Genomic DNA, 26,044 nt, shown 5'->3' on the forward strand with positions numbered 1-26,044 from the left:
CCCGCCGGGCTAGATTGGCGACCATGCGATTCGGACTCTTCATCCCGCAAGGCTGGCGACAGGACCTCGTCGGCATCGACCCCTCGGCACAGTGGGAGACCATGCGGTCGCTCGCTCAGCACGCGGACACCGCGACGACCGGCGCGCCCGGCCCTGACGCGCGGCACGCGTGGGAGTCGGTGTGGGTCTACGACCACTTCCACACGGTGCCCGAGCCCACGGGCGAGGCCACGCACGAGGCCTGGACCCTCATGGCGGCGTTCGCGGCGTCGACCGAGCGCGTGCGCCTGGGCCAGATGTGCACGTGCATGGCGTACCGCAACCCCGCCTACCTCGCCAAGGTCGCGGCGACGGTCGACATCGTGAGCGGCGGCCGCACCGAGATGGGTATCGGCGCCGGCTGGTACGAGCACGAGTGGCGTGCCTACGGCTACGGCTTCCCGGGCGCGGGAGCGCGCCTGGGCGCGCTCGACGAGGGCGTGCAGGTCATGGAGCAGATGTGGCGCACGGGCTCCGCGACGCTCGACGGCACGTACTTCCAGGTCGACGGCGCGCTGTGCCACCCGCAGCCGCTCCAGGTCCTGGACGGCGTGGGGGCAGGAGGCGGCAGCGCCCCCAGCATCCCGCTGTGGATCGCGGGCGGCGGCGAGAAGAAGACGCTGCGCATCGCCGCGCAGCACGCCCAGTACACGAACTTCGACGGGTCCCTGGAGGGGTTCGCGCACAAGTCCGACGTCCTGCGGGGGCACTGCGAGAGCATCGGGCGCCCGTTCGAGGACATCACGCGCTCGGCCAACTACAACGTGGTCATCGGCGAGACCGAGGCCGACGTCGAGGACCGCCTGCGCTGGATCGGCGAGCACTACGCCAAGACCGTCCCGGCCAAGGTGGAGCAGACCGTGCGGGACTTCCGCTCGGGCCCGCTCGTGGGCACCCCCGAGCAGGTCGTCGAGACCCTCCAGAAGCTCGAGGGCGCGGGCATGACGTACGCCATCACGTACTTCGCGGAGGCGGCCTACGACCGCAGCGGGATCGAGCTGTTCGAGCGCGAGGTCGTGCCGGCGCTGCAGGGCTGACTGCTTCCGCTCGCCCCGGTGCCTGCGGGAGGCAGTGTGCCGGTGCCGAGCACGAGGTTGCGGTCGTTCTGACGTCGAGAACGACCGCAACCTCGTGCTCGGCGGCCGCTCGCGGCCGCGCGACCACCTGCTCGACGACGGAGCCCCCTCGGCCTCCCGCCTCACCCGGGCGGAGCGTACGGCGAGGCGACGACCCCTCAGCCCTCCGCGACCACCATGGCCGACGCGATCCCGGCGTCGTGCGAGATCGACAGGTGGAACGACGTGATCCCGAGCGCGGTCGCCCGGGCCTGGACGGTCCCGGTGATCTCGACCTGGGGAGCGCCCCCGACGACGCGGTGGACCGTGGCGTCCTGCCAGTTCATGCCGCCGGGTGCACCGAGCGCCTTGGCGATGGCCTCCTTGGCCGCGAAGCGGGCAGCGAGCGACGCCGCCGGGAGGTCGCGCTCGGCGGGGGTGAAGAGCTTCTCGCGCAGGCGCGGCGTCCGACCGAGCGTGTCCATGAACCGCGCGACGTCCACGACGTCGATTCCCACCCCGATGATCATGCGTTCACCCTAAGTGGTCGCGTGCGGCACGGGCCCAGGACGCCGGAAGCCCACCGGGCCGGGGCACGGTGGGCTTCTGGCAGGTGGTGCTGCGTGCTCGGTCCGGACCGGCGCAGCGCACGGGCTACTCGACCGTGACGGACTTCGCCAGGTTGCGCGGCTGGTCGACGTCGAGGCCCTTGGCCGTGGCCAGCGCCATGGCGAAGATCTGCAGCGGGACGACCGCCAGGAGCGGCGAGAGCAGCGTGGGCGACTGCGGGATCCAGAAGATCTCGTCCGCGAACGGCAGCACCGCGTCGTCGCCGTCCTCGGCGATGACGAGGGTCCGGGCCCCGCGGGCCCGGATCTCCTGGATGTTGGAGATGACCTTCGAGTGCAGCGAGTCGCGCCCGCGCGGCGAGGGCACGACGACGAAGACCGGCTGCCCCTCGTCGATCAGGGCGATGGGCCCGTGCTTGAGCTCACCGGCGGCGAAGCCCTCGGCGTGGATGTAGGCGAGCTCCTTGAGCTTGAGCGCGCCCTCGAGCGCGACTGGGAACCCGACGTGCCGGCCCAGGAAGAGCACCGACGTCGCGTCCTTCATGGAGCGGGCCACGGCGCTGACGTACTCGCCGCGCTCGATCACGGTCTGGATCTTGCGCGGCATCTCGCGCAGGTCGTCGAGGATCTCGCGGATCTCGTCGGGGAACTTGTTGCCGCGCAGCTGCGCCAGGTACAGGCCCAGCAGGTACGCCGCGGTGATCTGCGAGAGGAACGCCTTGGTCGAGGCGACAGCGATCTCCGGGCCGGCGTGCGTGTAGAGGACCGCGTCGGACTCGCGCGGGATGGTCGACCCGTGCGTGTTGACGATCGAGATGACCTTGGCACCCTGCTCACGCGCGTGCCGGACCGCCATGAGCGTGTCCATGGTCTCGCCGGACTGCGTGACGGCCACGACGAGCGTCTTCTCGTTCACGATCGGGTCGCGGTAGCGGAACTCGTGCGCGAGCTCGACCTCGACCGGGATGCGGCACCAGTGCTCGATCGCGTACTTGGCGACGTGCCCCGAGTAGGCCGCGGTGCCGCACGCGATGACGATGATCTTGTCGATGGTCCGCAGCACGGCCTCGTCGATGCGCAGGTCGTCGAGGATCAGGCGTCCCTCGGCGTCGGTGCGTCCCAGCAGGGTGTCGCCCACGGCCTGCGGCTGGTCGTGGATCTCCTTGTCCATGAAGGAGGCGAAGCCACCCTTCTCCGCGGCGGCGGCGTCCCAGTCGACCGTGAAGCGCGTGGCCTCGGCCGGGTTGCCGTGGAAGTCGACGACCTCGACCGAGTCCGGGGTGATGGTCACGATCTGGTCCTGGCCGAGCTCGAGCGCGTCCTTGGTGAAGGCGATGAAGGCCGCGACGTCGGAGCCGAGGAAGTTCTCGCCCTCGCCGAGCCCGACGACGAGCGGCGAGTCGTGCCGCGCACCCACCACGGTGGTGGGGCTGTCCGCGTGGACCGCGAGCAGGGTGAACGTGCCTTCGAGCTGGCGGGCGACGTAGGCCATGGCCTCGGTCAGGTCGCCCGTGCGGCGGTAGGCGCGGGCGAGCAGCTGGGCCGCCACCTCGGTGTCGGTCTCGGAGAGGAACGTGGCGCCGTCGGCCAGCAGCTCCTCCTTGAGGACCGCGAAGTTCTCGACGATCCCGTTGTGGATGACCGCGAGCCTTCCCTCGTCCGCGAGGTGCGGGTGGGCGTTGGTGTCGTTGGGCGCGCCGTGCGTCGCCCACCGCGTGTGCCCGATCGCCGCGGACGCGGCGGGCAGCGGTCTGGCGGCGAGCTCGTCGAGGAGCTTGACCAGCTTTCCGGACTTCTTGGCCGTCGCGACACGGTTCAGCTCGGGTGCGACGAGCGCGACCCCGGCCGAGTCGTAGCCGCGGTACTCGAGCCTGCCGAGTCCTTCGAGGACGACGTCCAGGGGTCGCCCGGACGTTGCGAGAGGGCCTGCGTAACCCACGATTCCACACATGTTTCCGGAGTCTAGCGGCACTGGTTCGGGCTCTCTCGACCGCGACATCTCGCGGTTCTTTGTTAGCGGTCCGGCGGCTCGCGGTTCTCGATCACCGCGTGCGTCCGGCAGAATCATCCGAGTGGTTCCTCCCTCCGACCTGCCCGTCCCTCCGCGCGAGGGTCTCCCTGCGATCGACCCGGGCGCCTCTCCCGGCGCGGGGCTGCTGCCCGAGCGCACCACGGCGTCGCCGTACGTCGACCTGGACCGCGCCGCGTGGAGCAAGCTCTCCGAGTCGACGCCGCTGCCGCTGACGGACGCCGACGTCGTCAAGCTCCGTGGCCTCGGAGACCCGATCGACCTGGCCGAGGTCGACGCGATCTACCGCCCCATCTCCCGGCTCCTCAACCTGTACGTGACGGCCACGAGCGGCCTCCACGAGGCGACGTCGACCTTCCTGCGGGAGAACTCGACGCGCACGCCGTACGTGATCGGTGTCGCGGGGTCGGTCGCCGTGGGCAAGTCGACGACGTCACGCATCCTGCGCGAGATGCTCGCGCGCTGGCCCGAGACCCCGCGCGTCGAGCTCATCACGACCGACGGGTTCCTGTACCCGAACGCCGAGCTCGCGCGCCGCGGCCTCATGGAACGCAAGGGCTTCCCGGAGTCGTACGACCGCCGTGCCCTGATCCGGTTCCTGTCCCGCGTGAAGGCGGGCGCTCCCGAGGTCCGCAGCCCGGTCTACGACCACCTGACCTACGACATCGTCCCGGGGGCCGAGACGGTCGTCCGCAAGCCGGACGTCCTGATCGTCGAGGGCCTCAACGTCCTGCAGCCTGCACGGCCCAGCGCGACCGACGAGTCGACGGTCGCGGTGAGCGACTTCTTCGACTTCTCGATCTACGTCGACGCGCGCACGCGCAACATCCGCCAGTGGTACGTGGACAGGTTCCTCTCGCTGCGCCGGACGGCGTTCGCGCGTCCCGAGTCGTACTTCAAGCGCTACGCGACGCTCACGGACGAGGAGGCGATCGAGAAGGCCAAGTCGATCTGGGACTCGATCAACGCGCCGAACCTCGAGGAGAACATCCTGCCGACCCGCGGGCGGGCGACCCTGGTGCTGACGAAGGGCTCGGACCACTCGGTCCAGCGGGCGCGCCTGCGCAAGATCTGAGCCGCTCCGGGCCCTCCGGGCCCCCGCTGCGAGGCCTTGGAGGGCGCCGTGGGTGCACAGCCCCAGCGCGGCCTCGCCGTCTGCTCACGCCCGCTCAGGGCGGCGAGAGCGAGCGGTGGAACGGGATCTCAGCAGGCTCGGCGGACCGCGGCCCCGTCGTCGTCCTGCAGGCCCTCGGTGCCCGACGACGGCGCGGCGGCCGGGTCGGTCGGCGCACCGTGGAGCGGGGTCGCCCCGGCAGCGACGGCTCGCGCAGCCTCGGCTGCGCGACGCTTGCGGGCCATGCGGTTCATGATGCGGTCGACGACCACCCCGGACAGGACCCCCAGGATCACGCCGAGGACCATGGCCAGGAGCGGCTGGTGGCCGAGCCACTGCGCGGCCACGAGGCCGATGAGGACCGAGTAGAGCGCCCACGTCACGGCCGCGAGGCCCGAGTAGAGCATGAAGCGGCGGCGGGGATAGCCCACGGCACCGGCCGTCATGTTGACCGCGACGCGACCGATGGGGACGTAGCGGGCCGCCAGGATGAAGGCCGCCCCCCGCGCCTTGAGCGCCTGGTCTGCCCAGGCGACGGCCTTGCGGCCGCGGACCGTGCGGAGGAACCCGATCCGCTCGGTACCGATGCCCCTGCCGAGCGCATAGGCGATCTGGTCCCCCGTCCAGGCGCCGGCTGCAGCGATGGCCAGGACGAGCACGAGGTTGGGGTTGCCCGACGCGCTGGCGGCGACCGCGAGGGTGATGACCACGGACTCGCTGGGGATCGGCGGGAAGAACCCGTCGATCGTCGCGAAGGCGTACAGGGCGGGGTAGATCCATGCGGACGCCGCGAGTGCGAGGACCCAGGTCTCCAGGTTCTCCAAGAAGGTCGAGACGGCCTCTATCACGGGTCCTCTGTTCGTCGGCTGGTGTGGCGAACCAGGCTGGTCACAGGTACAGGAGATGCACCTGTGACCAGCCTACGGATACGAGGGGCCGGCACCATCGGGGAAACCCCCCAGTCTGCCCTGATCTCGACCCCTACCTTCCTCGATAGATTCTGCCGCACCGACCGAGACCGGAACGTCATCCTCTGGAGGGAGATCTCCACCTAGGGAGGTCCCCCAGAAGGATGCTGTGACACTTCCGAGGGACTGACCTTCCGGACGGGGCCCAGCCAGGCCCGGCCCGGCAGGTCCGTCAGGAGCCAGCCGGAGCCGGCCAGGTCAGGGCAGCGCGAACCCCAGGGCCTCGGCCGCCCCGGAGGGGTCCGGGGTCTGACCCCAGAACCGCATCATGCTGTCGTTCGACGCGAGCGACCGGAGCTCGGCGCGGTCGAGGTAGAGCCCGCCGCCCAGGTGGTCGGTCTCGTGCTGGACGATCCGCGCGGGCCAGCCCGTCAGGACGTCGTCCACGGGTCGTCCGGCCTCGTCCTGGCCGGTGAGCCGGACGGTCCGGGGCCGGGCCACGACGGCCTGCCAGCCGCTCACGCTCAGGCAGCCCTCGTAGAACGCCCGACGCTCCTCCCCCACGGCCTCGTACGCGGGGTTGACGAGCACGCGGAACGGCAGGGGGTGCCGCTCGCGCAGGTCCGCGTCCTCGGGGTCGGAGACGCCTGCGTCCTGGATCACCGCGACCGCGATCCCCAGGCCCACCTGCGGAGCCGCGAGCCCGACCCCGGGGGCCGCGTGCATGGTGCGACGCATGGCCTCGACAAGCTCGGGGAACAGGTCCCCGAGCTGCCCGGTGTAGGGCACCGCGGGTCGGCGCAGGACCGGGTGACCGGCCTGGACGATCGGCAGCACGCCGTCCTCGTAGCGTGCGAGATGGCTCGCGACCTGGTCGCGCAGCTCCTCGTCGACGGGTCCGGTGAACCCGGGCGCGCGGCTCTCGGCCGTCACAGGGCCAGCCTGTCCCGCACCACCGCGGCGAGCGACTCGGCCACGGCGTCGGCAGAGGCCTGCGTCGCGGCCTCGACCATGACGCGCACCAGCGGCTCGGTGCCCGACGAGCGCAGGACCACACGGCCTGTCTCGCCGAGGCGGGACTCGGCGGCCGCGACGGCCTCCTGGAGGACCTCGTCGGTCGCGGCACGCGCCTTGTCCACCCCCGGGACGTTGAGCAGCGTCTGCGGCAGCTTGGGCACGGCACCCGCGAGGTCCGCGAGCTTGGCCCCCGACTCCTGGATGCGCGCGGCGAGCTGGAGCGCCGTGAGGACGCCGTCGCCCGTGGTCGCGAACTGCGACAGGATGATGTGGCCCGACTGCTCGCCGCCCAGGGTGTACCCGTTGGCACGCATCTCCTCGAGGACGTACCGGTCGCCCACGCCCGTCTGGACGGTCCGGATACCGGCCTCGCGCATCGCGAGGATCAGTCCGAGGTTGCTCATGACCGTGACGACGAGCGTGTCCTCGTGCAGTCGCCCCTTGTCCTTCTCGGCGAGGGCCAGGACGCCCATGATCTGGTCGCCGTCGACGAGCACGCCACGGTGGTCCACGGCGATGCAACGGTCGGCGTCACCGTCGAACGCGACCCCGAAGTCGGCCTCGGAGGCGACCACGACGGCCTGGAGCTGCTCCGGGTGGTTCGAGCCGCACTTCTCGTTGATGTTGCGTCCGTCGGGGCTCGCGTTCATCACGACGACGTCGGCGCCTGCCGCACGCAGCGCGGCGGGTCCCACGTCGCTCGCCGCGCCGTTCGCGCAGTCCACGGCGATCCGCAGCCCCGAGAGCGGCAGGGCGTCGCCCGTGGCGCCGATGCTCCCGATGAGGTGCTCGACGTAGTCCGCACCGGCGCTGCCCGTGTCGGTCCGGACGCGGCCGACGTCGGCCCCGAGCGGACGGTCCCACACGGTGTCGAGCTGACGCTCGATCTCGTCCTCGAGCGAGTCCTCGAGCTTGATCCCGCCACGGGCCAGGAACTTGATGCCGTTGTCGGCCATCGGGTTGTGCGAGGCGGAGATCATGACGCCGAAGTCCACGTCGAGCGTGCTCGTGAGGAACGCGACGGCCGGCGTCGGCAGGACGCCGACGTCGAGCACGTTGACCCCGGCGCTCGCCAGGCCTGCGGTCACTGCCGCGCCGAGGAACTCGCCCGAGGCCCGGGGGTCGCGGCCGATCACCGCCCGCGGGCGGTGCCCTTCGGGTTGTCCCGTGCGTCCCAGCACGTTGGCCGAGGCCACGCCCAGGCCGAGCGCGAGCTCGGCCGTGACGTCCCTGTTCGCCAGCCCCCGCACACCGTCGGTGCCGAACAGTCGTCCCATGAGTTTTCCTCCCTCAACGGGACGGTACCGGCACCGAGGCCCGCACCGCCCCCGCTGCGAGCCGACCGGTCCGGTCGCTCGTCAGCATCCCTGACAAATGACAACGGCCCCGGTGGACGATGTCCACCGGGGCCGTTGTGCGCAAGCGCTGGATCAGCGCTTGGAGTACTGCGGAGCCTTACGGGCCTTCTTGAGCCCGGCCTTCTTGCGCTCGACGACGCGGGCGTCGCGGGTCAGGAAGCCGGCCTTCTTGAGCGCCGGGCGATTGTGCTCGGCGTCGATCTCGTTCAGCGCACGGGCGATGCCCAGGCGCAGAGCGCCGGCCTGGCCGGACGAGCCACCACCGTTGATGCGGGCGATGACGTCGAAGCGACCCTCGACGTCGACCAGCTTCAGCGGGGAGTTGACCAGCTGCTGGTGCACCTTGTTGGGGAAGTACCCCTCGAGGGTGCGGCCGTTGATCTTCCACTGGCCGGTGCCGGGCACCAGGCGCACGCGGGCGATGGCCTCCTTGCGACGGCCCAGGGCCTGCGCGGGGGCGGTGATGCTCTGGCCACGGCCCGTGGGGGCTGCGCTCTCAGAGGTGTAGTTGCTGGGAGTCTCTTCGTCCAGCACGTCGATGTCGACGGTGGTCTCGGCCACTGGTGTGTCCTCGCGTCCTAAGTTCTCGTCTACGAGCAGGCGGAGCCTACTGCGCGACCTGGGTGATCTCGAAAGTCTTCGGCTGCTGCGCGGCGTGCGGGTGCTCAGAGCCTGCGTAGACCTTGAGCTTGCCGAACTGGGCGCGGCCGAGCGAGGTCTTGGGGATCATGCCGCGGACGGCCTTCTCCACAGCACGCTCGGGGTGCTTCTCCAGCAGGTCGCTGTAGGCGACCGCCCGAAGACCACCCGGGTAACCGGAGTGGGTGTAGGCAAGCTTCTGCTCGCGCTTGTTGCCGGTGAGGGCGACCTTGCCGGCGTTGATGACGATGACGAAGTCACCTCCGTCGACGTGAGGCGCGAAGGTGGCCTTGTGCTTGCCACGGAGCAGGGTCGCCACGTGGGTGGCGAGGCGGCCCAGGACGACGTCGGTCGCGTCGATGACGTACCAGTCACGCTGGACGTCGCCGGGCTTCGGGGTGTACGTACGCACGGTCGTAGCCTTCGTTTCGTGTCTTCGATGTCTTCGGCGCAGGAGCCTGCGTCCGACAAGTCGTTCGGCCTTCGGTCGACGGATGTCCACGTCACGGAGCGAGTGGGCGCACAAGTGACGAGATAACCGAAGGGGAAGCACAACGACTCAACAGACTACCTGGACGGCCCATGCAGGGTCAAAACAAGATGCGTCACACCGAGGGCGAAAAGGACCTCGGTGTGATCAGCCTCGTCGGACGGCACGGGCTCTGGTGCCAGACAGCCGATTCAGGCGGTTGCCCGGTGGTTGTCGTGGGAGAGACCGGTCATCGCGTCTTCCCGAGGTCGAGGATACGCGCCCGGGCGCAGTTCGGCACAGGCGTCGCACTGGAGCGTGCGCGCCAGGCCCGCGCAGTCGGTGCAGAACAGGCGCAGCGTCTGGCACCCGGGGTCGACGCAGTTCTCGTACTTCGCGGTCGCCGCGCCGCACTCGCAGCACGCACCGAGCGGGACCGTGTCGTCGCCGAACTCGACGTGCATGCGCTCGTCGAACACGTAGAGCGACCCTTCCCACAGCCCCTGGTCGCCGAACGTCTCGCCGTAGCGGACGATCCCGCCGTCGAGCTGGTAGACCTCCTCGAAGCCGCGCGCGAGCATGAGCGAGGACAGGACCTCGCACCGGACGCCGCCCGTGCAGTAGGTCACGACGGGACGACCCTTGAGGTCGTCGTAGGCGCCCGAGTCGAGCTCCGCGACGAAGTCACGCGTCGTCGCGACGTCCGGTACGACCGCACCGCGGAACTTGCCGATCGCGGCCTCGAACGCGTTGCGGCCGTCGAAGAACACGACGTCCTCGCCGCGCTCGGCGACCAGCTCGTGGAGCGCCTCGGGGGCGAGGCGCACCCCGCTGTCGACCACGCCGTCCTCGTCGACCGCGATCTCTTCGACGGCCCCGAAGCTCACGAGCTCGGGCCGGACCTTGACGGACAGGCGGGGGAAGTCGCGCCCCGTGCCGTCCGACCACTTGACGTCGATCCCTGCGAAGCCCGGGTACTGCTTGGTGGTCTTGACGTACTGCTTGAGGTTCTCGACCGTCCCGCCGAGCGTGGCGTTGATGCCGTGCTCGGAGACGATGACGCGGCCCGTCAGGTTCCACTGCTCCCCGAGCGAGCGTTGCCACAGCTGCACCGCGCGCGGGTCGGCGAGCGGTGTGAAGGCGTAGAAGAGCACGATCTTGGGGACAGCCATTGCTCCATTTTAGGAGCCCGACGGCGCCGCGCATGCCGTGCTATCGGCTCTCCGTGGGGCGTGTGGTCTTCCTCACCGCGTCCCGTCCTCGCGTGGGGCCCGTCCCGGCGCCGTCATGTCTCGTCGTCGCCCGACCGACCCTGAGCCGGCGACCGGGGGGCGCCCCGACGACGGGGCGCCACCGGTCGGCCGGTCAGCGCTGCCGCTTGACGCGCTCGACGTCCCACACGGGCTCGGGGGTCTCGACGACGCGGCCGTCGGAGCCGAAGACCACGAACCGGTCGAAGCCGCGCGCGAACCACCGGTCGTGCGTGACGGCCATGACCGTGCCCTCGAACGCCAGGAGGCCCGCCTCGAGCGCCTCGGCCGAGTGCAGGTCGAGGTTGTCGGTCGGCTCGTCGAGCAGCAGGAGCGTGGCTCCCCCGAGCTCGAGGAGCAGGATCTGGAAGCGCGCCTGCTGGCCGCCCGAGAGCGTCTCGAAACGCTGCTCGGCCTGACCGACCAGCTCGTAGCGGTCGAGGGCCTTGCTCGCGGGCTCGCGCCCCATGCCGTCGCGCGCACCGTCGCCGCGGTGCAGGATCTCGAGGAGCGTGCGGCCCTCGAACTCCGGGTGGGCGTGGTTCTGCGCGAACCACCCCGGGCGCACGCGCGAGCCGAGCACGGCGCGGCCCGTGTGCGCGACGGGCGGGACCACGGCCGCGTCGCCCGGAGCACCCGCAGCGCCCCCAGTGCCCCCAGCGGACTCGTAGACCGGCCGGTGCTCCACGTCCGGGTCCGACCCACCCCGCGCCAGCAGGCGCATGAAGTGCGACTTGCCCGAGCCGTTGGACCCCAGGATCGCGACGCGCTCGCCGAAGAAGACCTCGAGGTCGAACGGCTCCATGAGGCCCGTGAGCTCGAGCCGCTCGCACGTCACGGCGCGCTTGGCCGTGCGCCCGCCCGTGAGCCGGACCTTGACGTTCTGCTCGTGGGCGAGCACCTGCGGCGGGCCGGCCTCCTCGAACTTGCGCAGGCGCGTCTGGGCGGCCTGGTAGCGGCTCGCGAGCCCGTCGTTGAACGCCGACTTGTTCTTGAGCATGTTGACGAGGTCCTTGAGCTTGGTGTGCTCCTCCTCCCAGCGGCGCAGCAGCTCCTCGAGGCGGCTGCGCCGGTCGGCGCGCGCCTCGGCGTACGTGCCGAACCCGCCGCCGTGCACCCAGATCGTGCCGCCCGCGGCCGTGGGCTCCACGGTGGCGACCTGGGTCGCCGTGCGCGCCAGGAGCTCGCGGTCGTGGCTGATGAACAGCACGGTCTTGGGCGAGGCCGCGAGCTTCTCCTCGAGCCAGCGCTTGGTCGGCACGTCGAGGTAGTTGTCGGGCTCGTCGAGGAGCAGGACCTCCTCGGGACCGCGGAACAGTGCCGTGAGGACCAGGCGCTTCTGCTCGCCGCCGGACAGCGTGCGGACCTCGCGGAACTGGGCCTGGTCGAACGGGATGGACAGGACCTCGTCGGTGACCTTGTCCCACTCGGCCTCGGCCTCGTAGCCGCGCGCGTCGGCCCAGTCGGCGAGCGCCTGGGCGTAGCGCATCTGGGAGGGGGTGTCGTCGACCGTCATGATGTCGAGCTCTGCCGCGGCGAGCTCGCGCGCGGCGTCGCGGATCGAGGGCTGCGCGAGGTCGACGAGCAGGTCGCGGACCGTGCGCTCGTCGTCGATGCGGCCGACGAACTGGCGCATGACGCCGAGCCCGCCGCTGCGTCCCACGGTGCCGCCGTGCGGCGACAGGTCGCCCGCGACGATGCGCAGGAGCGTCGTCTTGCCGGCGCCGTTGGGTCCGACGAGCGCGACCTTGGCCCCGTCCGCGACGCGCAGGGTGGCCCCCGCGAGGAGGGGACGCCCGTCGGGCAGGAAGTAGCTGATGTCGCTGATGTCGATGTGACCCACGGGCTCATCCTCCCTGCCCGAGGCCCCGGATGACGATTCCTTTCCGCCCGGGCAGCCGCGGGCGCCGGGCCCGGGCAGCGAGCGGGCTCGCCTGCGACACCCTCGCGACGCCCGACGGCGAGGCGCACCCCGGGCGGGCTGGTGCGCCCGGGGTGCGCTCCGCCGTCGGGCAGGGGTCAGCGCTTGCCGCCGCCCAGCAGGCCGCCCAGCCCGCCCAGGATGCTCCCGAGACCGCCGCCCGAGCCCCCCTGACCGCCACCCAGGAGCCCGCCCAGCAGGTCGCCGATCCCGCCGCTCCCGGCGGCCTCCTGCGTCCCGGTCGGCTGCTCGCTCTTGCCCCCGAGCTGCTTGGCGAGGAACGACAGCGCGATGGGCGCGAGCGCCGGGAGGATCGAGGCCAGGACGTTCGACTGCGTGCCGCTCTTGTCCGCGAGCTGCGCGACCACCTGTTCCTCGTTCGAGCCGAAGATGTTGCGGACGATCTTCTCGCCGTCGGCCGTGTCGACGTCGTCGAGGTTCACGCCGCCCTCGACGAGAGAGGGAGAGTGCTGCCCGAGGGCCTTGCGGAGCGACGCGGCCCCGGCCGGGTCCTGCGCGTTGGCCTGGAGCCCGCCGATCAGCGCGGGCAGCGCGGTCGTGACCGCCTGCTGGGCGGTCGCCTCGTCCACGCCGAGCCTGCCGGCGAGCTGGTCGAGAGGGATGGCGGACAGGAGGTCGTCGATCGATGCCATGGGGACTCCTGGTTCAGGCCGCCCCGTGGGTCGAGGACGGCGTCGTCACGGGACGCACGTGACCGCAGGCGCCTCGGACGGTCGCCCGCCGGGAGTCCTGCGGCGCACGTGGTCCGAGCCTAGTCCGCAGGAGGCCGGATCCGCCCGGTGGGCTGCACGAACGCGCCACCGGTGCGAGTGTGGAGACATGAGCGACGACACACCGGCCACCCGGACAGACCCGGCCCTCGGCACCGAGGGCGACTCCGACCAGCTCCAGCAGGACGACACCCTGGTCGACCGCGGCGTCGACGACGTGCTCGACGAGGGGTACGCACCACCCGAGCGCGCACCCCTGACCTACGCCCACCCCGAACGGCTCGAGGAGGACGGCGAGTCGCTCGACCAGCGCCTCGCCGACGAGGAGCCCGAGGACTGGGACACCGACCCTCTCGACCGCCCCGACACGACCCGCTCGGGCCGCCTCGTGGCGGACGCCGACGCGCTCGACGGGCGCGTCAACGACACGTACGCGGACGACGCCGGGATCGACGGCGCCGCGGCGAGCGCCGAGGAGGCCGCGGTCCACATCGTCGAGGAGCCGTAGGGGCGGGCCTGCGGGGGCGCAGGACGCCGGCGCTACGAGGTCGGGGACGCCCCTGCTCCGGCGGCCTGTGCCGCGGTGCCCGCGTCCCACACGTCCTCGTCCATGCGCACCGCGCGCACGCGCTCGGCGCGGGCCGCGAGCTCGTCGTCGGGCGGGTACGTGACGGCCTCGAGGACCAGGCCGTGCGGGGGCACGACGCCGGCCCCCGCGTCCCGGCGCCTCGCCGCCAGGACCTCGACCGGCCACGAGACGGGGCGGCGCCCCTCCCCCACGGCGACCGACGCCCCGACGAGCGCCCGGACCATGTTGTGGCAGAAGGCGTCCGCGCGGACGTGCGCGACGACGAGCCCCTCGTCGGGGCCGCCGGTCGCGCGCTCCCAGGACAGGTGCTGGAGCTCGCGGATCGTGGTCGCGCCGGGACGCGGCTTGCAGAAGGCCGCGAAGTCGCGCACGCCGAGCAAGGGCTGCAGCGCCTCGTGCATCGCGTCCGCGTCGAGCGGCTTGCGGTTCCACAGGACCCACTCGCGACGCAGCGGGTCGCGCAGGGCCGGGTCGTCGACGATCCGGAACGTGTAGCTGCGGTAGAGGGCCGAGAAGCGCGCGTCGAACCCCTCCGGCGCCCGGGAGGCCCGGTGCACCACGACGTCCCCCGGCAGCACTCCTCCGAGCCGTGCGACGAGCGCCTCCCCCGGCTCGCGGTCCGACCGACCCGGCATCGCGTCCCACACGGCCCGCGGGAGGTCGACGTGGGCCACCTGCCCGCGGGCGTGCACGCCCGCGTCGGTGCGCCCCGCGACCGTCAGGCGCGGCGGTTCACCGCGAAGGATCTGCCCCAGGCCGTCCTCGAGGGCGCCCTCGACGGTCCGCAGACCGGGCTGTCGGGCCCAGCCCGCGAAGGCGGTGCCCTGGTAGGCGAGGTCCAGGCGGACGCGGACCGGCTGCTCGTTCGTCACGTGCACCTACGCTAGCGCCCGTTAGTGTGCAGACATGCCCGAACGTCCCGCCGCGACCGACCCCGCCGACCTGCGCACCCTCGCGGTGGACTGCGGCGGAGGCGGCATCAAGGCCAACGTGCTCGACGCCGCGGGGACCGCGCACGCGACCGCGGTGCGGGTACCCACGCCCTACCCGCTGCCGCCCTCGCTCCTGGTCGACGTCATCGCGCAGATCGCCGACCGCCTGCCCCCCGCCGTACGTGTCACGGTCGGCATGCCCGGCATGATCCGGCGTGGGGTCGTCGTGCACACCCCGCACTACATCACGCGCTCGGGCCCGCGGAGCAGGGTCGACCCGGCGCTCGCCGAGCAGTGGGCCAGCTTCGACGTCCAGGCCGCCGTGAGCGAGCGCCTCGGGATCCCCGCGCTCGTCCTCAACGACGCCGAGGTCCACGGGGCAGGGGTCATCGCAGCGTCTGGCCTCGAGCTCGTCCTGACCCTCGGCACGGGCCTCGGTTCCGCGCTCTTCCACGGAGGGCGCCTCGCCCCCCACCTCGAGTGGTCCCACGCCCCGGTACGACGCGGGACCAACTACGACGAGTACATCGGGGAGGTCGAGCGACGCAGGCTCGGGAACGGGCTGTGGTCGCGGCGCGTCGTGGCGCTCGTCGACGGCCTGCGCCCCGTCTTCTGGTGGGACCGCCTCTACCTCGGCGGGGGCAACTCGCGCCAGATCACGCCGTCCGCGCTCGAACGGCTCGGCGACGACGTCGTGATCGTCCCCAACTCGGCCGCGCTCGTGGGCGGGGCACGGGCGTGGGACCTGCCCCTGGCCTGAGCGGACCGGGCGGTCCCGGCAGCGGGATCAGGTCCGCTGCGACTCCGTCCCCGCGACCTCCCCGTACGCCTCGAGGACCGCCCGGTTGAACGCGACGGGCCGGTCCAGGCTCACGAGGTGCTTGGCCCCGGGGATCACGACGAGCTCGGCCGTGGCCCCTCCCGCCCGGGCCGCCGCCACGAACTCGCGCTCGCCGAGGCGGAAGTGGTCCCACCGGCCGTTGACGAACCACACCGGCGAGCCGGTCGCGGCCAGAGCCGTGAGCGGGTCCGAGGCGCCCACCTCGTCGAGGATCGCGGTCATGGCCGTCAGGGCGAACCCGCCCGCCCCGATGTCCACGATCCCGGCCGGAGGCAGGGTCCGGTCGACCAGCGCCTGGTTGATCGCCGCGCCGTTGTCGGGCAGCTTCTCGATCCGGTCGGCCGCGACGCGCCACGCTCCCCGCAGCGGCGAGCCGGGGACTGTGCAGCAGCTCGCGGCGACGAGACCCGCGACCTGCTCGGGGAACCGCGCGCGGTGCTCGATCCCGACGTACCCGCCGAGCGAGAGCCCGACGACGAGCGCCCGGCCGCCCAGGTCGTCCACGGCACGAGCGACGGTCGCCACCGCACCCTCGAGCGTGAACGGCTCGCCGATGCGTCGGCCGTGGCCCGGCAGGTCCGGCGCGACGGCCACGACACCTGCACGGTCCATGGCCTCGAGCTGCGCACGCCACATGGTGCGGGACGTGCGAGAGCCGTGGACGAACAGCACCGGGAGAGCCATGTCGACCAATCTAGGACGAACGGACCCGCGACGCGGTCGGTGGACGGTTCATGGTCACCGAGGTCGAGGCCCGTTGGTCCCGACGCCTCAGGCCCTTGCTCGGGTCGTCGCGCTGAAGGACGGGCCGGGGCAGCCTGACGCCGTCGACCGCGGGACGATGACCGCCCGACGCCCGCTCCGCCGTCGGGCATGGCGAAGGGCCCGGCACCAGATGGTGCCGGGCCCTTCAGGAGGTACCCGTCCGGCTATGCCGGAGCGAGATCAGTCCTCCTTGGAAGCCGGAGCGTCCTCGACGACGGGAGCGTCCTCGACAACAGGAGCGTCCTCGACGACCGGCGCGTCCTCGACCTTGGCGGCCTTGGGCTTGCTGGTCTTCTTCGTGGCCTTCTCGGCCTCGCGGACGACAGCCTGCTTGGGGCTGACGGGCTCGGTCACGAGCTCGATGACGGCCATGGGGGCGTTGTCGCCCTTGCGGTTGCCGACCTTCGTGATGCGCGTGTAGCCACCGTTGCGCTCCGCCATCTGCGGGGCGATCTCGGTGAAGAGCGTGTGCACGACGGACTTGTCGCGAACGACGGTCATGACGCGACGGCGAGCCGACAGGTCACCGCGCTTCGCGAACGTGATGAGACGCTCGGCCAGCGGACGCAGGCGCTTGGCCTTGGTCTCGGTGGTCGTGATGCGGCCGTGCTCGAAGAGCGCCGTGGACAGGTTCGCGAGGATGAGACGCTCGTGAGCCGGGCCACCGCCGAGCCGCGGACCCTTGGTGGGGGTAGGCATTGATCTTGCTCCTTAGAAGTGGATCGTGCGTGCGGCCGAGCCGCTCGCACGGAAGGTCAGTACTGCTGCTGCTCGTCGGAGAACGTCGCCTCGTCCTCGTCGGCCTCGTAGTAGTCGGCCGTCGAGGGGTCGAAGTCCAGCGGCGAGTCCTTGAGGTTCAGGCCGAGCTCAGCGAGCTTCTCCTTGACCTCGTTGATGGACTTCGCGCCGAAGTTCCGGATGTCCAGCAGGTCTGCTTCGCTGCGAGCGACGAGCTCGCCGACCTGGTGGATGCCCTCGCGCTTGAGGCAGTTGTACGAACGGATCGTGAGGTTGAGCTCCTCGATCGGGAGCGCCAGGTCCGCGGCGAGAGCGGCGTCCGTCGGGGACGGGCCGATCTCGATGCCCTCGGCCTCGACGTTGAGCTCACGGGCGAGGCCGAAGAGCTCGACGAGCGTCTTGCCGGCCGAGGCCAGCGCGTCGCGCGGGGAGATCGCCTGCTTCGTCTCGACGTCGACGATCAGCTTGTCGAAGTCGGTGCGCTGCTCGACACGGGTCGCCTCGACCTTGTACGTGACCTTGAGGACCGGCGAGTAGATCGAGTCGACGGGAACACGGCCGATCTCGGCGTCGAAGGACTTGTTCTGGTTGGCGGAGACGTAGCCACGTCCACGCTCGACCGTGAGCTCGATCTCGAGCTTGCCCTTGTCGTTGAGGGTGGCGATGTGCAGGTCCGGGTTGTGGACCTCCACACCCGCCGGCGGAACGATGTCCGCGGCGGTGACCGCGCCAGCACCCTGCTTGCGCAGGTACATCACGACCGGCTCGTCGTTCTCCGAGGAGACCACGAGGTTCTTGATGTTGAGGATGATCTCGGTGACGTCTTCCTTGACACCGGACACCGTGGTGAACTCGTGGAGCACACCGTCGATACGGATCGAGGTCACTGCAGCGCCCGGGATGGACGAGAGCAGCGTGCGACGAAGCGAGTTGCCGAGGGTGTAGCCGAAGCCAGGCTCGAGCGGCTCGATGGAGAAGCGCGAACGGTTCTCCGAGAGGACCTCTTCGGTCAGGGTGGGGCGCTGTGCGATCAGCACTGGTGTGTTCCTTTCAGTGTGCGTCCGCCATATGACGCATCACGGGCAACGCTGTGCCGGGGCGGGACTCTGTCCACCCGCCCAGGTGGCTGCGCCCGCCGCCGCGCCGACCCGACGAGGTCGGGTGCGGCGCGACGGCGAGCGAAGCGGAAGATCAGACGCGGCGACGCTTCGGGGGGCGGCAGCCGTTGTGAGCCTGGGGCGTCACGTCCTGGATCGAGCCGACCTCGAGGCCGGTCGCCGTGAGCGAGCGGATCGCGGTCTCGCGACCGGAACCCGGGCCCTTGACGAAGACGTCGACCTTCTTGACGCCGTGCTCCTGGGCGCGGCGAGCCGCGGACTCGGCAGCGAGCTGCGCGGCGAACGGGGTCGACTTGCGCGAGCCCTTGAAGCCGACGTGGCCGGCCGAGGCCCAGGCGATGACAGCACCGGTCTGGTCCGTGATCGACACGATCGTGTTGTTGAACGTGCTCTTGATGTGAGCCTGGCCGTGAGGGACGTTCTTCTTGTCCTTGCGGCGCGGCTTGCGAGCCGCGGTGGCGCGAGTCTTGGGAGGCATTTCTGAGTTCTCTCCTGGTCTGAGGTGTTCGGACCGGGTCGGCGTGCGCTGCGCGGGTGAACTCGAGGTTCAGGCGAGCGGCACGCGTCCCACGGACTACTGCTTAGCGGGCCTTCTTCTTGCCGGCCACGGTGCGCTTGGGTCCCTTGCGGGTACGCGCGTTGGTCTTGGTGCGCTGCCCGCGGACGGGCAGGCCGCGGCGGTGACGCAGGCCCTCGTAGCAGCCGATCTCGACCTTGCGGCGAATGTCAGCAGCCACCTCACGGCGGAGGTCACCCTCGAGCTTGTAGTTGCCCTCGAGGTAGTCACGCAGCGCGACGAGCTCGGTGTCACCGAGGTCCTTCACGCGAACGTCCGGGGAGATCCCGGTGGCGGCCAGCGTCTGCTGGGCGCGGGTACGGCCGACGCCGTAGATGTAGGTGAGCGCGATCTCGAGCCGCTTCTCGCGGGGGAGGTCGACGCCGACAAGACGTGCCATGTGCCTTTCGGCTCCTCTGTACTTCGTTCGGAGGTCTACCGCACCATCTTCCCGCGGAGCTGCGGGCCCCGGCCTCCGAGCCGGGGGTTCCCCTCAGTGGGCCTGTGCGGCCCGACCGTGAGGTTCGTGGTGATGCGCTGGTTGGCACCCGAGGGTGCCGGCGACCGGTCCGCTCTCGCGGACTTGGATCACCGTGCGCCGGAGCGCCGGGGACTCAGCCCTGGCGCTGCTTGTGGCGCAGGTTCTCGCAGATCACCATGACGCGACCGTGCCGGCGGATCACCTTGCACTTGTCGCAGATCTTCTTGACGCTGGGCTTGACCTTCATCAGTCTGTTCCTCCGCCGCCGCACGCACGCGCAGGCGAACCCAGGCTTGCGGCAGCAGTTGTTTCGAGTGGTGGATTCTTGACGACTACTTGTAGCGGTAGACGATCCGGCCACGGGACAGGTCGTACGGGCTCAGCTCCACCACCACCCGGTCCTCAGGGAGGATCCGGATGTAGTGCTGTCGCATCTTGCCCGAGATGTGAGCCAGAACCTTGTGCCCGTTGGCCAGCTCCACGCGGAACATCGCGTTCGGCAAGGCCTCGACCACGCTGCCCTCGATCTCGATGACACCGTCCTTCTTTGCCATATCCTCCGCTAACTCTCGTCTGAACTGCTTCCCACGCACCCGTGCTCTACGAGGACCGGTGAGTGGACGTCGTGTGTGGTCCGGCCCGTCGTCGGTCAGTTCGACTCGCACGGGAAACGCGGACTACACCCAGCGGACTATCCTACGGCATGGATCACCGCGAGGGAACCGCGGGGCTGTGCACCCGGTCGCCCCGGACTGCAGGGGTCGGGCATGCGCCGCCGGCACGGCGGACGAGCGACGGCCCGCCCCGGACCGGAAGGGGTCAGGACGGGCCGTCTTCTCGATTCAGGCCTTCTCCGGGCCGTCAGACGTCGAGCGGGGCGATCGTGACGCCGAGCTCGGCCAGCTTGGCCGCACCGCCGTCAGGGGCCGTCAGGACCCAGATGCCGTCCTCGAGGATCGCGACGCTGTGCTCCCAGTGAGCAGCACGAGCACCGTCGTCGGTGACGACCGTCCAGTCGTCCTCGAGAACCTGCGTGAAGCGCTCACCACGTGTCACCATGGGCTCGATCGCGAGGCACATGCCCGGCTTGAGCCGAGGGCCGCGCTCGCGCGTCCGGTAGTTCAGGACGTCCGGCGGCTGGTGCATCGAGGTACCGATGCCATGGCCGACGTACTCCTCGATGATCCCGTACGCGACGCCGTCCGCGGCAGCCGAGGCCTCGATCGAGTCCTCGACCGCGTTCCCGACGTCACCGAGCCGTTCGCCGGTCGCCAGGGCGGCGATGCCCGCCCAGAGCGCCCGTTCGGTTGCCTCGACCAGCGCGACGTCTGCGGCGTCCGCCTCCGGCAGCACGAACGAGAACGCGGAGTCCCCGTGCCAGCCGTCGACGATCGCGCCGCAGTCGACCGAGACGACGTCGCCCGGGAGGAGCTCGCGTGTCCCGGGGATGCCGTGCACCACCTCATCGTTCACCGAGACGCAGAGCGTCGCCGGGTAACCGTGGTACCCCAGGAACGACGGGGTGGCACCGGCGTCACCGATGACTGCCGCCGCCAGGGCGTCCAGGTCTGCGGTCGTCATGCCGGGACGCACCGCCGAGCGGACCGTGGCGAGCGCGTCAGCGACCACCAGGCCCGCCCGGCGCATGGTGCGCACCTGGTCGACCGTCTTGTACTCGATCTTCTCGCGGCCGAACACTTCTCGCTCCAACCGTCCCGGGTCAGCCGACGAGAGGCGCGAGCGCCTCGACGAGACGCGTGGTCACGTCGTCGATCTCACCGATGCCGTCGACCTGGGCGAGCAGACCGCGCTCGGCGTAGGCCGACGTCAGCGGAGCCGTCTGCTCGGCGTAGATGTCCAGACGCCGAGCGATGGCCTCCTCGGTGTCGTCCTCGCGGCCCTCGATCTCCGCACGCTTGCGCAGACGAGCCAGGAGCTCGTCACGGTCCGCGGTGAGCTCGAGGACGGCGTCCAGGCGGACGCCGAGGTCCGCGAGGATCTCGTCGAGCTCGACGACCTGCGCCGCGTTGCGCGGGTAGCCGTCGAGGATGAAGCCGCGCGCCACGTCGTCCTGGGCGAGACGGTCACGGACCATCTCGTTCGTCACGGAGTCCGGGACGAGCTCACCCTTCGCGGTGTACTCCTGGACGAGCCTGCCCAGCTCGGTGCCGCCCTTGATGTTCGCACGGAAGATGTCGCCCGTGGAGATCGCAGGGATGCCGTAGTGCTCCGCCAGGCGAGCTGCCTGGGTGCCCTTGCCTGCACCCTGGGGACCCATGATGATCAGGCGAGCGGAGCGCGTGCCGGAACGCTGAGCGTCGGCAGTCAACTCTGAGGTCAACGGAGGAACCCTTCGTAGTGACGCTGCTGCAGCTGCGAGTCGATCTGCTTGACCGTCTCGAGACCGACGCCCACGACGATGAGGATCGAGCTACCGCCGAACGGGATGTTCGTGCTCACCCCCAGCAGGACGAGGACGAGCGTCGGGATGAGCGCAACGAGCGCGAGGTAGATGGCACCCGCGGAGGTGATGCGGGTGATGACGTAGTCCAGGTACTCCGCCGTCGGGCGGCCGGCACGGATGCCGGGGATGAAGCCGCCGTACTTCTTCATGTTGTCGGCGACCTCGTCCGGGTTGAACGTGATGGCCGTGTAGAAGAAGCAGAAGAAGACGATCAGGAGCACGTAGATCGAGATGTGGATCGGCGAGGCCGGGTCCGCGAGGTACTTCGAGACCCACTGGACCCATCCGGCCGTCGCGTCGCCGAACTGGGCGATGAGACCGGGGACCGCGAGCAGCGACGACGCGAAGATGACCGGGATGACACCCGACATGTTGATCTTGATCGGGATGTAGGTGCTGGAGCCGCCGTACATCTTGCGACCGACCATGCGCTTCGCGTACTGCACCGGCACTCGGCGCTGGGACTGCTCGACGAAGACGACGAGACCGATCACCAGGATGATGACCGCGATCATGATGGTGAAGTTCACGGCGCCGTTGGCGCCACCTGCGATGGACCACAGAGCCGTGGGGAAGCTGGCGGCGATCGAGGTGAAGATGAGGAGCGACATGCCGTTGCCGACGCCGCGCTCCGAGATGAGCTCACCGAGCCACATGATCAGACCGGTACCGGCGGTCATGGTGATGACCATGAGGGCCGAGGTCATGAAGCTGTCGTTCGGGATGACCTCGACCGGGCAGTTCGGGAAGAGGAAGCCGCTGCGGGCGGTCGTGATGACCGTCGTGGACTGCAGGATCGCGAGGGCGATGGTCAGGTAGCGCGTGTACTGCGTGAGCTTCGCGGTACCGGACTGACCTTCCTTGTGCAGAGCCTCGAAGTGAGGGATGACCACGCGGAGCAGCTGCACGATGATGCTCGCGGTGATGTACGGCATGATGCCGAGCGCGAAGATCGAGAGCTGGAGCAGGGCTCCACCGCTGAACAGGTTGACCATTCCGAGGAGGTCGTTCTGCCCCTGGGCCGCGATGCACTGCTGGACGTTGGCATAGTCCACGCCGGGGGTAGGGATGAACGAGCCCACACGGAAGATCGCCATGATGGCGATCGTGAACAGCAGCTTGCGCCGCAGGTCAGGTGTCCGGAAAGCCCGGGCGAATGCGCTGAGCACCTATCCTCCTGGCCCGCTCGAGGCGGGATGTCGTGTCGCCGGGGTTCGGCGAGATGTGACGCACCCGGCACGGGACGCCACTGGGCACCTTAGCCGCTGCGCCGCGATGGACGGCAATTTGAGACAACCGGCAGTGATTCTACGTTCCCCCGAGCGAGGCTGGTACCGGCTACCACGCCTCTAGACGCAGACAGGGCCGACAGCGCATAGCGCTATCGGCCCTGTCCTTCGTATCAGTTCTCCGAGATGGAGCCACCGGCCGCAAGGATCTTGTCCTTGGCGGAACCAGAGAGCGCGTCGACCGCGACCTCGAGCTTGACGGTGATCTCACCCGTGCCGAGCACCTTGACGAGCTCGCCCTTGCGGACGGCTCCCTTGGCGACCAGGTCCTCGACGGTGACGGAGCCACCCTCGGGGTACAGCGCGGAGAGCTTGTCCAGGTTCACGACCTGGTACTCCGTGCGGAACGGGTTCTTGAAGCCACGAAGCTTGGGCAGACGCATGTGGAGCGGCATCTGACCACCCTCGAAACGCTCCGGCACCTGGTAACGAGCCTTCTGGCCCTTGGTACCACGGCCGGCCGTCTTACCCTTCGACGCCTCACCACGACCCACACGGGTCTTGGCCTTCTTGGCGCCGGGGGCCGGACGGAGGTGGTGCACCTTCAGGGTGCCACCAGCGCCGACGGTCTGCTGAGCCTCGGCCTTGGGGGCCTCGGCGACAGCAGCCTTCTTGGCAGGAGCCTTCTTCTTGGGAGCGTCGGTCGAAGCCTCGACCGCGGTCTCCTTCTTGGCCTTCTCAGCCATGATCACTCGACCTCCTCAACGGCGACGAGGTGCGCCACCGTTGCGACCATGCCGCGGATCTCCGGGCGGTCCTCCTTCACGGCGGTGTCGCCGATCCGCTTGAGGCCCAGAGTGCGCAGCGTGTCGCGCTGATTCTGCTTGCCGCCGATGGCGGACTTCGTCTGGGTCACCTTGAGTCGAGCCATCACGCACCTACCCCAGCTGCACGTGCACGCAGGAGGGCGGCCGGAGCCACTGCCTCGAGCGGCAGGCCACGGCGCGCTGCAACAGCCTCAGGCTGCTCCAGGTTGCGCAGGGCCTCGACCGTTGCGTGCACGATGTTGATCGCGTTGGACGAACCGAGCGACTTGCTCAGGACGTCGTGGATGCCCGCGCACTCCAGCACGGCGCGCACCGGACCACCGGCGATAACACCGGTACCCGGAGCGGCCGGACGCAGGAAGACGACACCGGCGGCTGCCTCGCCCTGGATGGGGTGAGGAATGGTGCCCTGGATGCGGGGAACCTTGAAGAAGTTCTTCTTGGCCTCCTCGACACCCTTGGCGATCGCCGCGGGAACTTCCTTCGCCTTGCCGTAGCCGACGCCGACGGTACCGTCGCCATCGCCCACCACGACGAGCGCGGTGAAGCTGAAGCGACGGCCGCCCTTGACGACCTTGGACACGCGGTTGATGGTGACGACGCGCTCGACGAAGGCGTTCTTCTCGGCGGCGTCACCACGGCGACCGTCACCACGGCGACCGTCGCGACGAGCGTCGCCCCGGCCTCCGGAGTTGCGGTCGGTCGACTCGTTGGCGGCACCCGTAGGGGCGCCGGTGCTGCTGCGCTGCCCTGCAGCCATCAGAGAATCCTTTGCTTCCGTACCGTGTACACGGTGGTGGTTTCGGCCATCATCACAGGGACAGACCGCCTTCGCGGGCCCCGTCGGCGACTGCAGCCACCCGGCCGTGGTACTTGTTGCCACCGCGGTCGAAGACGACCGAGTCGACACCAGCGGCCTTGGCACGCTCTGCGACGAGCTCGCCGACCTTGCGGGCCTTCGCGCTCTTGTCGCCCTCGAGCGACCGCAGGTCGCCCTCGATGGTCGAAGCGGAAGCAACGGTCTGGCCGATCGTGTCGTCCACGATCTGCGCCGTGATGTGGCGCGCGGAGCGCGTCACCACGAGGCGGGGACGAGCAGCCGTGCCGGCAATCTTCTTGCGCAGGCGGAGGTGGCGGCGCTTGCGCGAGACCGCCTTGCCCTTGCCGAGAACCTTGAGAGCCATCGTTACTTACCAGCCTTTCCGACCTTGCGGCGGACGACCTCGCCGGCGTACCGCACACCCTTGCCCTTGTACGGCTCGGGCTTGCGGATCTTGCGGATGTTCGCAGCGACCTCGCCGACCTGCTGCTTGTCGATGCCCGCGACCGAGAACTTGGTCGGGGACTCGACAGCGAAGGTGATACCAGCGGGCGCGGACACCACGACGGGGTGGCTGAAGCCCAGAGCGAACTCCAGGTCAGTGCCCTTCGCGGTCACGCGGTAACCGGTACCGACGATCTCGAGCTTCTTCTCGTAGCCCTCGGTGACACCGGTCACCAGGTTTGCGAGAAGCGTGCGGGTCAGGCCGTGCAGAGCGCGCGACGAGCGCTCTTCGTTGGGGCGCGTCACCACGAGGGTGGAGGCGTCCTGGGAGACCTCGATGGGGGCGGGGATGGTGTGCTCCAAGGAACCCTTCGGGCCCTTGACCGTCACCAGTGCGCCGCTGATCGTGACATCCACTCCGGCGGGAACCGGAACGGGGATCTTGCCGATACGAGACATGGCGTATCTCTCCTTTCCGATTACCAGACGTAGGCGAGGACTTCTCCGCCCACGCCCTTCTTGGCTGCCTGACGGTCGGTCAGGAGGCCGGAGGACGTGGACAGGATCGCCACGCCGAGGCCACCGAGAACCTTGGGCAGGTTGGTCGACTTCGCGTACACACGCAGGCCGGGCTTCGACACGCGGCGCACACCAGCAAGGGAGCGCTCACGGTTCGGGCCGAACTTCAGCTGGATCGTGAGGTACTTGCCCACGGGGGCGTCCTCGACGGTCCAGCCGGAGATGTAGCCCTCGGCCTGCAGGATCTCAGCAATGTGCGACTTCAGCTTCGAGAACGGCATCTGAACCGTCTCGTGGTAAGCCGAGTTCGCGTTACGCAGACGGGTCAGCATGTCTGCGATCGGGTCGGTCATCGTCATTGGGCTTCAGCCCTTCCTCGCCGGGGTATCTGGCCGGTTCCCCGAGGGGAACCGTGCCAGACCTACGACGTAGTTGTTACCAGCTGCTCTTGGTGACGCCGGGAAGCTCGCCACGGTGTGCCATCTCGCGAACGCAGATACGGCACAGGCCGAACTTGCGGTACACGGAGTGCGGGCGACCGCACTTCTGGCAGCGAGTGTAGGCGCGAACCGCGAACTTAGGCTTTGCGGCTGCCTTGTTGACCAGGGCCTTCTTCGCCATA

At 70.1% G+C, this 26,044-nt stretch carries 32 protein-coding genes; 4 read left to right on the plus strand and 28 right to left on the minus strand.

Translation table 11 applies throughout. From position 1 onward, the window contains the following. The first annotated feature begins 23 nt into the window (after positions 1-23). A complete protein-coding gene (locus tag ASE15_RS08270) occupies positions 24-1,076 on the plus strand; it encodes an LLM class F420-dependent oxidoreductase (RefSeq protein WP_056653846.1) in 1,053 nt (350 codons plus the stop codon). 197 nt (positions 1,077-1,273) lie between these two features. On the opposite strand, the gene ASE15_RS08275 is transcribed toward ASE15_RS08270, so the two are convergent. Continuing rightward, positions 1,274-1,624, minus strand: a complete 351-nt coding sequence (locus ASE15_RS08275; protein ID WP_056653843.1) for a holo-ACP synthase — start codon at positions 1,622-1,624, stop codon at positions 1,274-1,276. Positions 1,625-1,748: 124 nt separating this feature from the next. Further along, on the minus strand, positions 1,749-3,614 hold the full coding sequence (glmS, locus tag ASE15_RS08280; protein ID WP_056653840.1) for a glutamine--fructose-6-phosphate transaminase (isomerizing): 1,866 nt from the start codon (positions 3,612-3,614) through the stop codon (positions 1,749-1,751). 172 nt (positions 3,615-3,786) lie between these two features. On the opposite strand from glmS, the gene coaA reads away from it, so the two are divergent. Continuing rightward, positions 3,787-4,767, plus strand: coding sequence for a type I pantothenate kinase (gene coaA / locus ASE15_RS08285; RefSeq protein WP_139107692.1), 981 nt, complete (start codon positions 3,787-3,789; stop codon positions 4,765-4,767). Positions 4,768-4,895: 128 nt separating this feature from the next. Here coaA and ASE15_RS08290 read toward each other — a convergent pair whose 3' ends face one another. The 8 genes from ASE15_RS08290 to ASE15_RS08325 all read right to left on the minus strand — a co-directional run bounded on the left by ASE15_RS08290 (position 4,896) and on the right by ASE15_RS08325 (position 13,021). Beyond that, a complete protein-coding gene (locus ASE15_RS08290; protein WP_056653837.1) occupies positions 4,896-5,654 on the minus strand; it encodes a DedA family protein in 759 nt (252 codons plus the stop codon). 318 nt (positions 5,655-5,972) lie between these two features. After that, complete coding sequence (locus ASE15_RS08295; protein WP_235534267.1) at positions 5,973-6,647, minus strand: peptide deformylase; 675 nt, start codon at positions 6,645-6,647, stop codon at positions 5,973-5,975. Further along, the gene (gene glmM / locus ASE15_RS08300) at positions 6,644-8,008 is read right to left on the minus strand and encodes a phosphoglucosamine mutase (protein ID WP_056653834.1); all 1,365 of its coding nucleotides are present in this window, start codon (positions 8,006-8,008) and stop codon (positions 6,644-6,646) included. The genes ASE15_RS08295 and glmM overlap by 4 nt, the downstream gene beginning before the upstream one ends. A 153-nt stretch (positions 8,009-8,161) precedes the next feature. Continuing rightward, on the minus strand, positions 8,162-8,650 hold the full coding sequence (rpsI, locus tag ASE15_RS08305) for a 30S ribosomal protein S9 (protein ID WP_056653832.1): 489 nt from the start codon (positions 8,648-8,650) through the stop codon (positions 8,162-8,164). Positions 8,651-8,696: 46 nt separating this feature from the next. Further along, positions 8,697-9,140 (minus strand): 50S ribosomal protein L13, encoded by a 444-nt coding sequence (gene rplM, locus ASE15_RS08310; RefSeq protein ID WP_030151909.1) that lies wholly within the window; start codon positions 9,138-9,140, stop codon positions 8,697-8,699. A gap of 269 nt (positions 9,141-9,409) precedes the next feature. Beyond that, positions 9,410-10,369, minus strand: coding sequence for a rhodanese-related sulfurtransferase (locus ASE15_RS08315; protein ID WP_082609108.1), 960 nt, complete (start codon positions 10,367-10,369; stop codon positions 9,410-9,412). 193 nt (positions 10,370-10,562) lie between these two features. Beyond that, the gene (locus ASE15_RS08320; protein WP_056762573.1) at positions 10,563-12,290 is read right to left on the minus strand and encodes an ABC-F family ATP-binding cassette domain-containing protein; all 1,728 of its coding nucleotides are present in this window, start codon (positions 12,288-12,290) and stop codon (positions 10,563-10,565) included. A 176-nt stretch (positions 12,291-12,466) separates the two neighbouring features. After that, positions 12,467-13,021 (minus strand): DUF937 domain-containing protein, encoded by a 555-nt coding sequence (locus ASE15_RS08325; protein WP_056762575.1) that lies wholly within the window; start codon positions 13,019-13,021, stop codon positions 12,467-12,469. Positions 13,022-13,208: 187 nt separating this feature from the next. Between ASE15_RS08325 and ASE15_RS08330 the strand changes: the two genes are divergently transcribed. Further along, complete coding sequence (locus tag ASE15_RS08330) at positions 13,209-13,607, plus strand: DUF5709 domain-containing protein (protein ID WP_056653823.1); 399 nt, start codon at positions 13,209-13,211, stop codon at positions 13,605-13,607. Between the two features lie 32 nt (positions 13,608-13,639). Here ASE15_RS08330 and truA read toward each other — a convergent pair whose 3' ends face one another. Continuing rightward, the gene (gene truA / locus ASE15_RS08335; RefSeq protein ID WP_056762764.1) at positions 13,640-14,560 is read right to left on the minus strand and encodes a tRNA pseudouridine(38-40) synthase TruA; all 921 of its coding nucleotides are present in this window, start codon (positions 14,558-14,560) and stop codon (positions 13,640-13,642) included. Between the two features lie 34 nt (positions 14,561-14,594). On the opposite strand from truA, the gene ASE15_RS08340 reads away from it, so the two are divergent. Beyond that, positions 14,595-15,380, plus strand: a complete 786-nt coding sequence (locus ASE15_RS08340; protein WP_056762577.1) for an ROK family protein — start codon at positions 14,595-14,597, stop codon at positions 15,378-15,380. Positions 15,381-15,407: 27 nt separating this feature from the next. Here ASE15_RS08340 and ASE15_RS08345 read toward each other — a convergent pair whose 3' ends face one another. The 17 genes from ASE15_RS08345 to ASE15_RS08425 form a co-directional block, all read right to left on the minus strand. Next, on the minus strand, positions 15,408-16,145 hold the full coding sequence (locus tag ASE15_RS08345; RefSeq protein WP_056762579.1) for an alpha/beta fold hydrolase: 738 nt from the start codon (positions 16,143-16,145) through the stop codon (positions 15,408-15,410). A 261-nt stretch (positions 16,146-16,406) separates the two neighbouring features. Next, positions 16,407-16,925, minus strand: a complete 519-nt coding sequence (rplQ, locus tag ASE15_RS08350; RefSeq protein ID WP_056762581.1) for a 50S ribosomal protein L17 — start codon at positions 16,923-16,925, stop codon at positions 16,407-16,409. A gap of 56 nt (positions 16,926-16,981) precedes the next feature. After that, positions 16,982-18,001: a DNA-directed RNA polymerase subunit alpha gene (locus ASE15_RS08355; protein WP_056653808.1), complete on the minus strand. Its 1,020-nt coding sequence runs from the start codon at positions 17,999-18,001 to the stop codon at positions 16,982-16,984. A 154-nt stretch (positions 18,002-18,155) separates the two neighbouring features. Then, on the minus strand, positions 18,156-18,560 hold the full coding sequence (rpsK, locus tag ASE15_RS08360; protein ID WP_056653805.1) for a 30S ribosomal protein S11: 405 nt from the start codon (positions 18,558-18,560) through the stop codon (positions 18,156-18,158). A gap of 103 nt (positions 18,561-18,663) precedes the next feature. Next, on the minus strand, positions 18,664-19,038 hold the full coding sequence (gene rpsM / locus ASE15_RS08365) for a 30S ribosomal protein S13 (RefSeq protein ID WP_030151919.1): 375 nt from the start codon (positions 19,036-19,038) through the stop codon (positions 18,664-18,666). Between the two features lie 214 nt (positions 19,039-19,252). Then, positions 19,253-19,366 carry a 50S ribosomal protein L36 gene (gene rpmJ, locus ASE15_RS08370; RefSeq protein ID WP_009740505.1) on the minus strand — a complete coding sequence of 38 codons (114 nt, stop codon included), beginning with the start codon at positions 19,364-19,366 and terminating at the stop codon, positions 19,253-19,255. Positions 19,367-19,451: 85 nt separating this feature from the next. Continuing rightward, entirely contained in the window at positions 19,452-19,673 is a 222-nt protein-coding gene (gene infA, locus ASE15_RS08375; RefSeq protein WP_012867920.1) for a translation initiation factor IF-1, read from the minus strand. Positions 19,674-19,980: 307 nt separating this feature from the next. Further along, a complete protein-coding gene (gene map / locus ASE15_RS08380; RefSeq protein ID WP_056762582.1) occupies positions 19,981-20,817 on the minus strand; it encodes a type I methionyl aminopeptidase in 837 nt (278 codons plus the stop codon). A 22-nt stretch (positions 20,818-20,839) separates the two neighbouring features. Then, on the minus strand, positions 20,840-21,460 hold the full coding sequence (locus ASE15_RS08385) for an adenylate kinase (protein WP_255354269.1): 621 nt from the start codon (positions 21,458-21,460) through the stop codon (positions 20,840-20,842). Further along, positions 21,457-22,752, minus strand: coding sequence for a preprotein translocase subunit SecY (gene secY / locus ASE15_RS08390; protein ID WP_056653799.1), 1,296 nt, complete (start codon positions 22,750-22,752; stop codon positions 21,457-21,459). The genes ASE15_RS08385 and secY overlap by 4 nt, the downstream gene beginning before the upstream one ends. 233 nt (positions 22,753-22,985) lie before the next feature. Continuing rightward, positions 22,986-23,558 carry a 50S ribosomal protein L15 gene (gene rplO / locus ASE15_RS08395; protein WP_082609121.1) on the minus strand — a complete coding sequence of 191 codons (573 nt, stop codon included), beginning with the start codon at positions 23,556-23,558 and terminating at the stop codon, positions 22,986-22,988. A 2-nt stretch (positions 23,559-23,560) separates the two neighbouring features. Continuing rightward, entirely contained in the window at positions 23,561-23,743 is a 183-nt protein-coding gene (gene rpmD, locus ASE15_RS08400; RefSeq protein WP_030151924.1) for a 50S ribosomal protein L30, read from the minus strand. Further along, positions 23,743-24,399 carry a 30S ribosomal protein S5 gene (gene rpsE / locus ASE15_RS08405; protein ID WP_056653795.1) on the minus strand — a complete coding sequence of 219 codons (657 nt, stop codon included), beginning with the start codon at positions 24,397-24,399 and terminating at the stop codon, positions 23,743-23,745. The genes rpmD and rpsE overlap by 1 nt, the downstream gene beginning before the upstream one ends. A 52-nt stretch (positions 24,400-24,451) precedes the next feature. Beyond that, complete coding sequence (gene rplR / locus ASE15_RS08410; RefSeq protein ID WP_056653792.1) at positions 24,452-24,823, minus strand: 50S ribosomal protein L18; 372 nt, start codon at positions 24,821-24,823, stop codon at positions 24,452-24,454. Between the two features lie 2 nt (positions 24,824-24,825). Further along, the gene (gene rplF, locus ASE15_RS08415; protein WP_056653788.1) at positions 24,826-25,362 is read right to left on the minus strand and encodes a 50S ribosomal protein L6; all 537 of its coding nucleotides are present in this window, start codon (positions 25,360-25,362) and stop codon (positions 24,826-24,828) included. A gap of 20 nt (positions 25,363-25,382) precedes the next feature. Continuing rightward, entirely contained in the window at positions 25,383-25,781 is a 399-nt protein-coding gene (gene rpsH, locus ASE15_RS08420; protein WP_030151928.1) for a 30S ribosomal protein S8, read from the minus strand. A 76-nt stretch (positions 25,782-25,857) separates the two neighbouring features. After that, a complete protein-coding gene (locus ASE15_RS08425) occupies positions 25,858-26,043 on the minus strand; it encodes a type Z 30S ribosomal protein S14 (protein ID WP_012867931.1) in 186 nt (61 codons plus the stop codon). Position 26,044 lies beyond the last annotated feature (1 nt).

The organism is Oerskovia sp. Root22, assembly GCF_001429135.1.
In the GTDB taxonomy this organism is placed as follows: domain Bacteria; phylum Actinomycetota; class Actinomycetes; order Actinomycetales; family Cellulomonadaceae; genus Oerskovia; species Oerskovia enterophila.

Bases quoted from the DNA above. Each gene is read 5' to 3' on its own strand.
- rpmJ (WP_009740505.1), bottom strand. From the start codon at position 19,366: ATGAAGGTCAAGCCCAGCGTCAAGAAGATCTGCGACAAGTGCAAGGTG.
- rpsK (WP_056653805.1), bottom strand. From the start codon at position 18,560: ATGCCTCCCAAGACTCGCGCCACCGCGGCTCGCAAGCCGCGCCGCAAG.
- ASE15_RS08275 (WP_056653843.1), bottom strand. From the start codon at position 1,624: ATGATCATCGGGGTGGGAATCGACGTCGTGGACGTCGCGCGGTTCATG.
- rpmD (WP_030151924.1), bottom strand. From the start codon at position 23,743: ATGGCTCGACTCAAGGTGACCCAGACGAAGTCCGCCATCGGCGGCAAG.
- ASE15_RS08330 (WP_056653823.1), top strand. From the start codon at position 13,209: ATGAGCGACGACACACCGGCCACCCGGACAGACCCGGCCCTCGGCACC.
- ASE15_RS08340 (WP_056762577.1), top strand. From the start codon at position 14,595: ATGCCCGAACGTCCCGCCGCGACCGACCCCGCCGACCTGCGCACCCTC.
- glmS (WP_056653840.1), bottom strand. From the start codon at position 3,614: ATGTGTGGAATCGTGGGTTACGCAGGCCCTCTCGCAACGTCCGGGCGA.
- ASE15_RS08315 (WP_082609108.1), bottom strand. From the start codon at position 10,369: ATGGCTGTCCCCAAGATCGTGCTCTTCTACGCCTTCACACCGCTCGCC.
- infA (WP_012867920.1), bottom strand. From the start codon at position 19,673: ATGGCAAAGAAGGACGGTGTCATCGAGATCGAGGGCAGCGTGGTCGAG.
- rpsM (WP_030151919.1), bottom strand. From the start codon at position 19,038: ATGGCACGTCTTGTCGGCGTCGACCTCCCCCGCGAGAAGCGGCTCGAG.
- rplF (WP_056653788.1), bottom strand. From the start codon at position 25,362: ATGTCTCGTATCGGCAAGATCCCCGTTCCGGTTCCCGCCGGAGTGGAT.
- rpsH (WP_030151928.1), bottom strand. From the start codon at position 25,781: ATGACGATGACCGACCCGATCGCAGACATGCTGACCCGTCTGCGTAAC.
- rplO (WP_082609121.1), bottom strand. From the start codon at position 23,558: ATGGCTGAGAAGGCCAAGAAGGAGACCGCGGTCGAGGCTTCGACCGAC.
- ASE15_RS08425 (WP_012867931.1), bottom strand. From the start codon at position 26,043: ATGGCGAAGAAGGCCCTGGTCAACAAGGCAGCCGCAAAGCCTAAGTTC.
- rplQ (WP_056762581.1), bottom strand. From the start codon at position 16,925: ATGCCTACCCCCACCAAGGGTCCGCGGCTCGGCGGTGGCCCGGCTCAC.
- rplR (WP_056653792.1), bottom strand. From the start codon at position 24,823: ATGGCTCTCAAGGTTCTCGGCAAGGGCAAGGCGGTCTCGCGCAAGCGC.
- glmM (WP_056653834.1), bottom strand. From the start codon at position 8,008: ATGGGACGACTGTTCGGCACCGACGGTGTGCGGGGGCTGGCGAACAGG.
- rpsE (WP_056653795.1), bottom strand. From the start codon at position 24,399: ATGGCTGCAGGGCAGCGCAGCAGCACCGGCGCCCCTACGGGTGCCGCC.
- ASE15_RS08345 (WP_056762579.1), bottom strand. From the start codon at position 16,145: ATGGCTCTCCCGGTGCTGTTCGTCCACGGCTCTCGCACGTCCCGCACC.
- ASE15_RS08270 (WP_056653846.1), top strand. From the start codon at position 24: ATGCGATTCGGACTCTTCATCCCGCAAGGCTGGCGACAGGACCTCGTC.
- ASE15_RS08325 (WP_056762575.1), bottom strand. From the start codon at position 13,021: ATGGCATCGATCGACGACCTCCTGTCCGCCATCCCTCTCGACCAGCTC.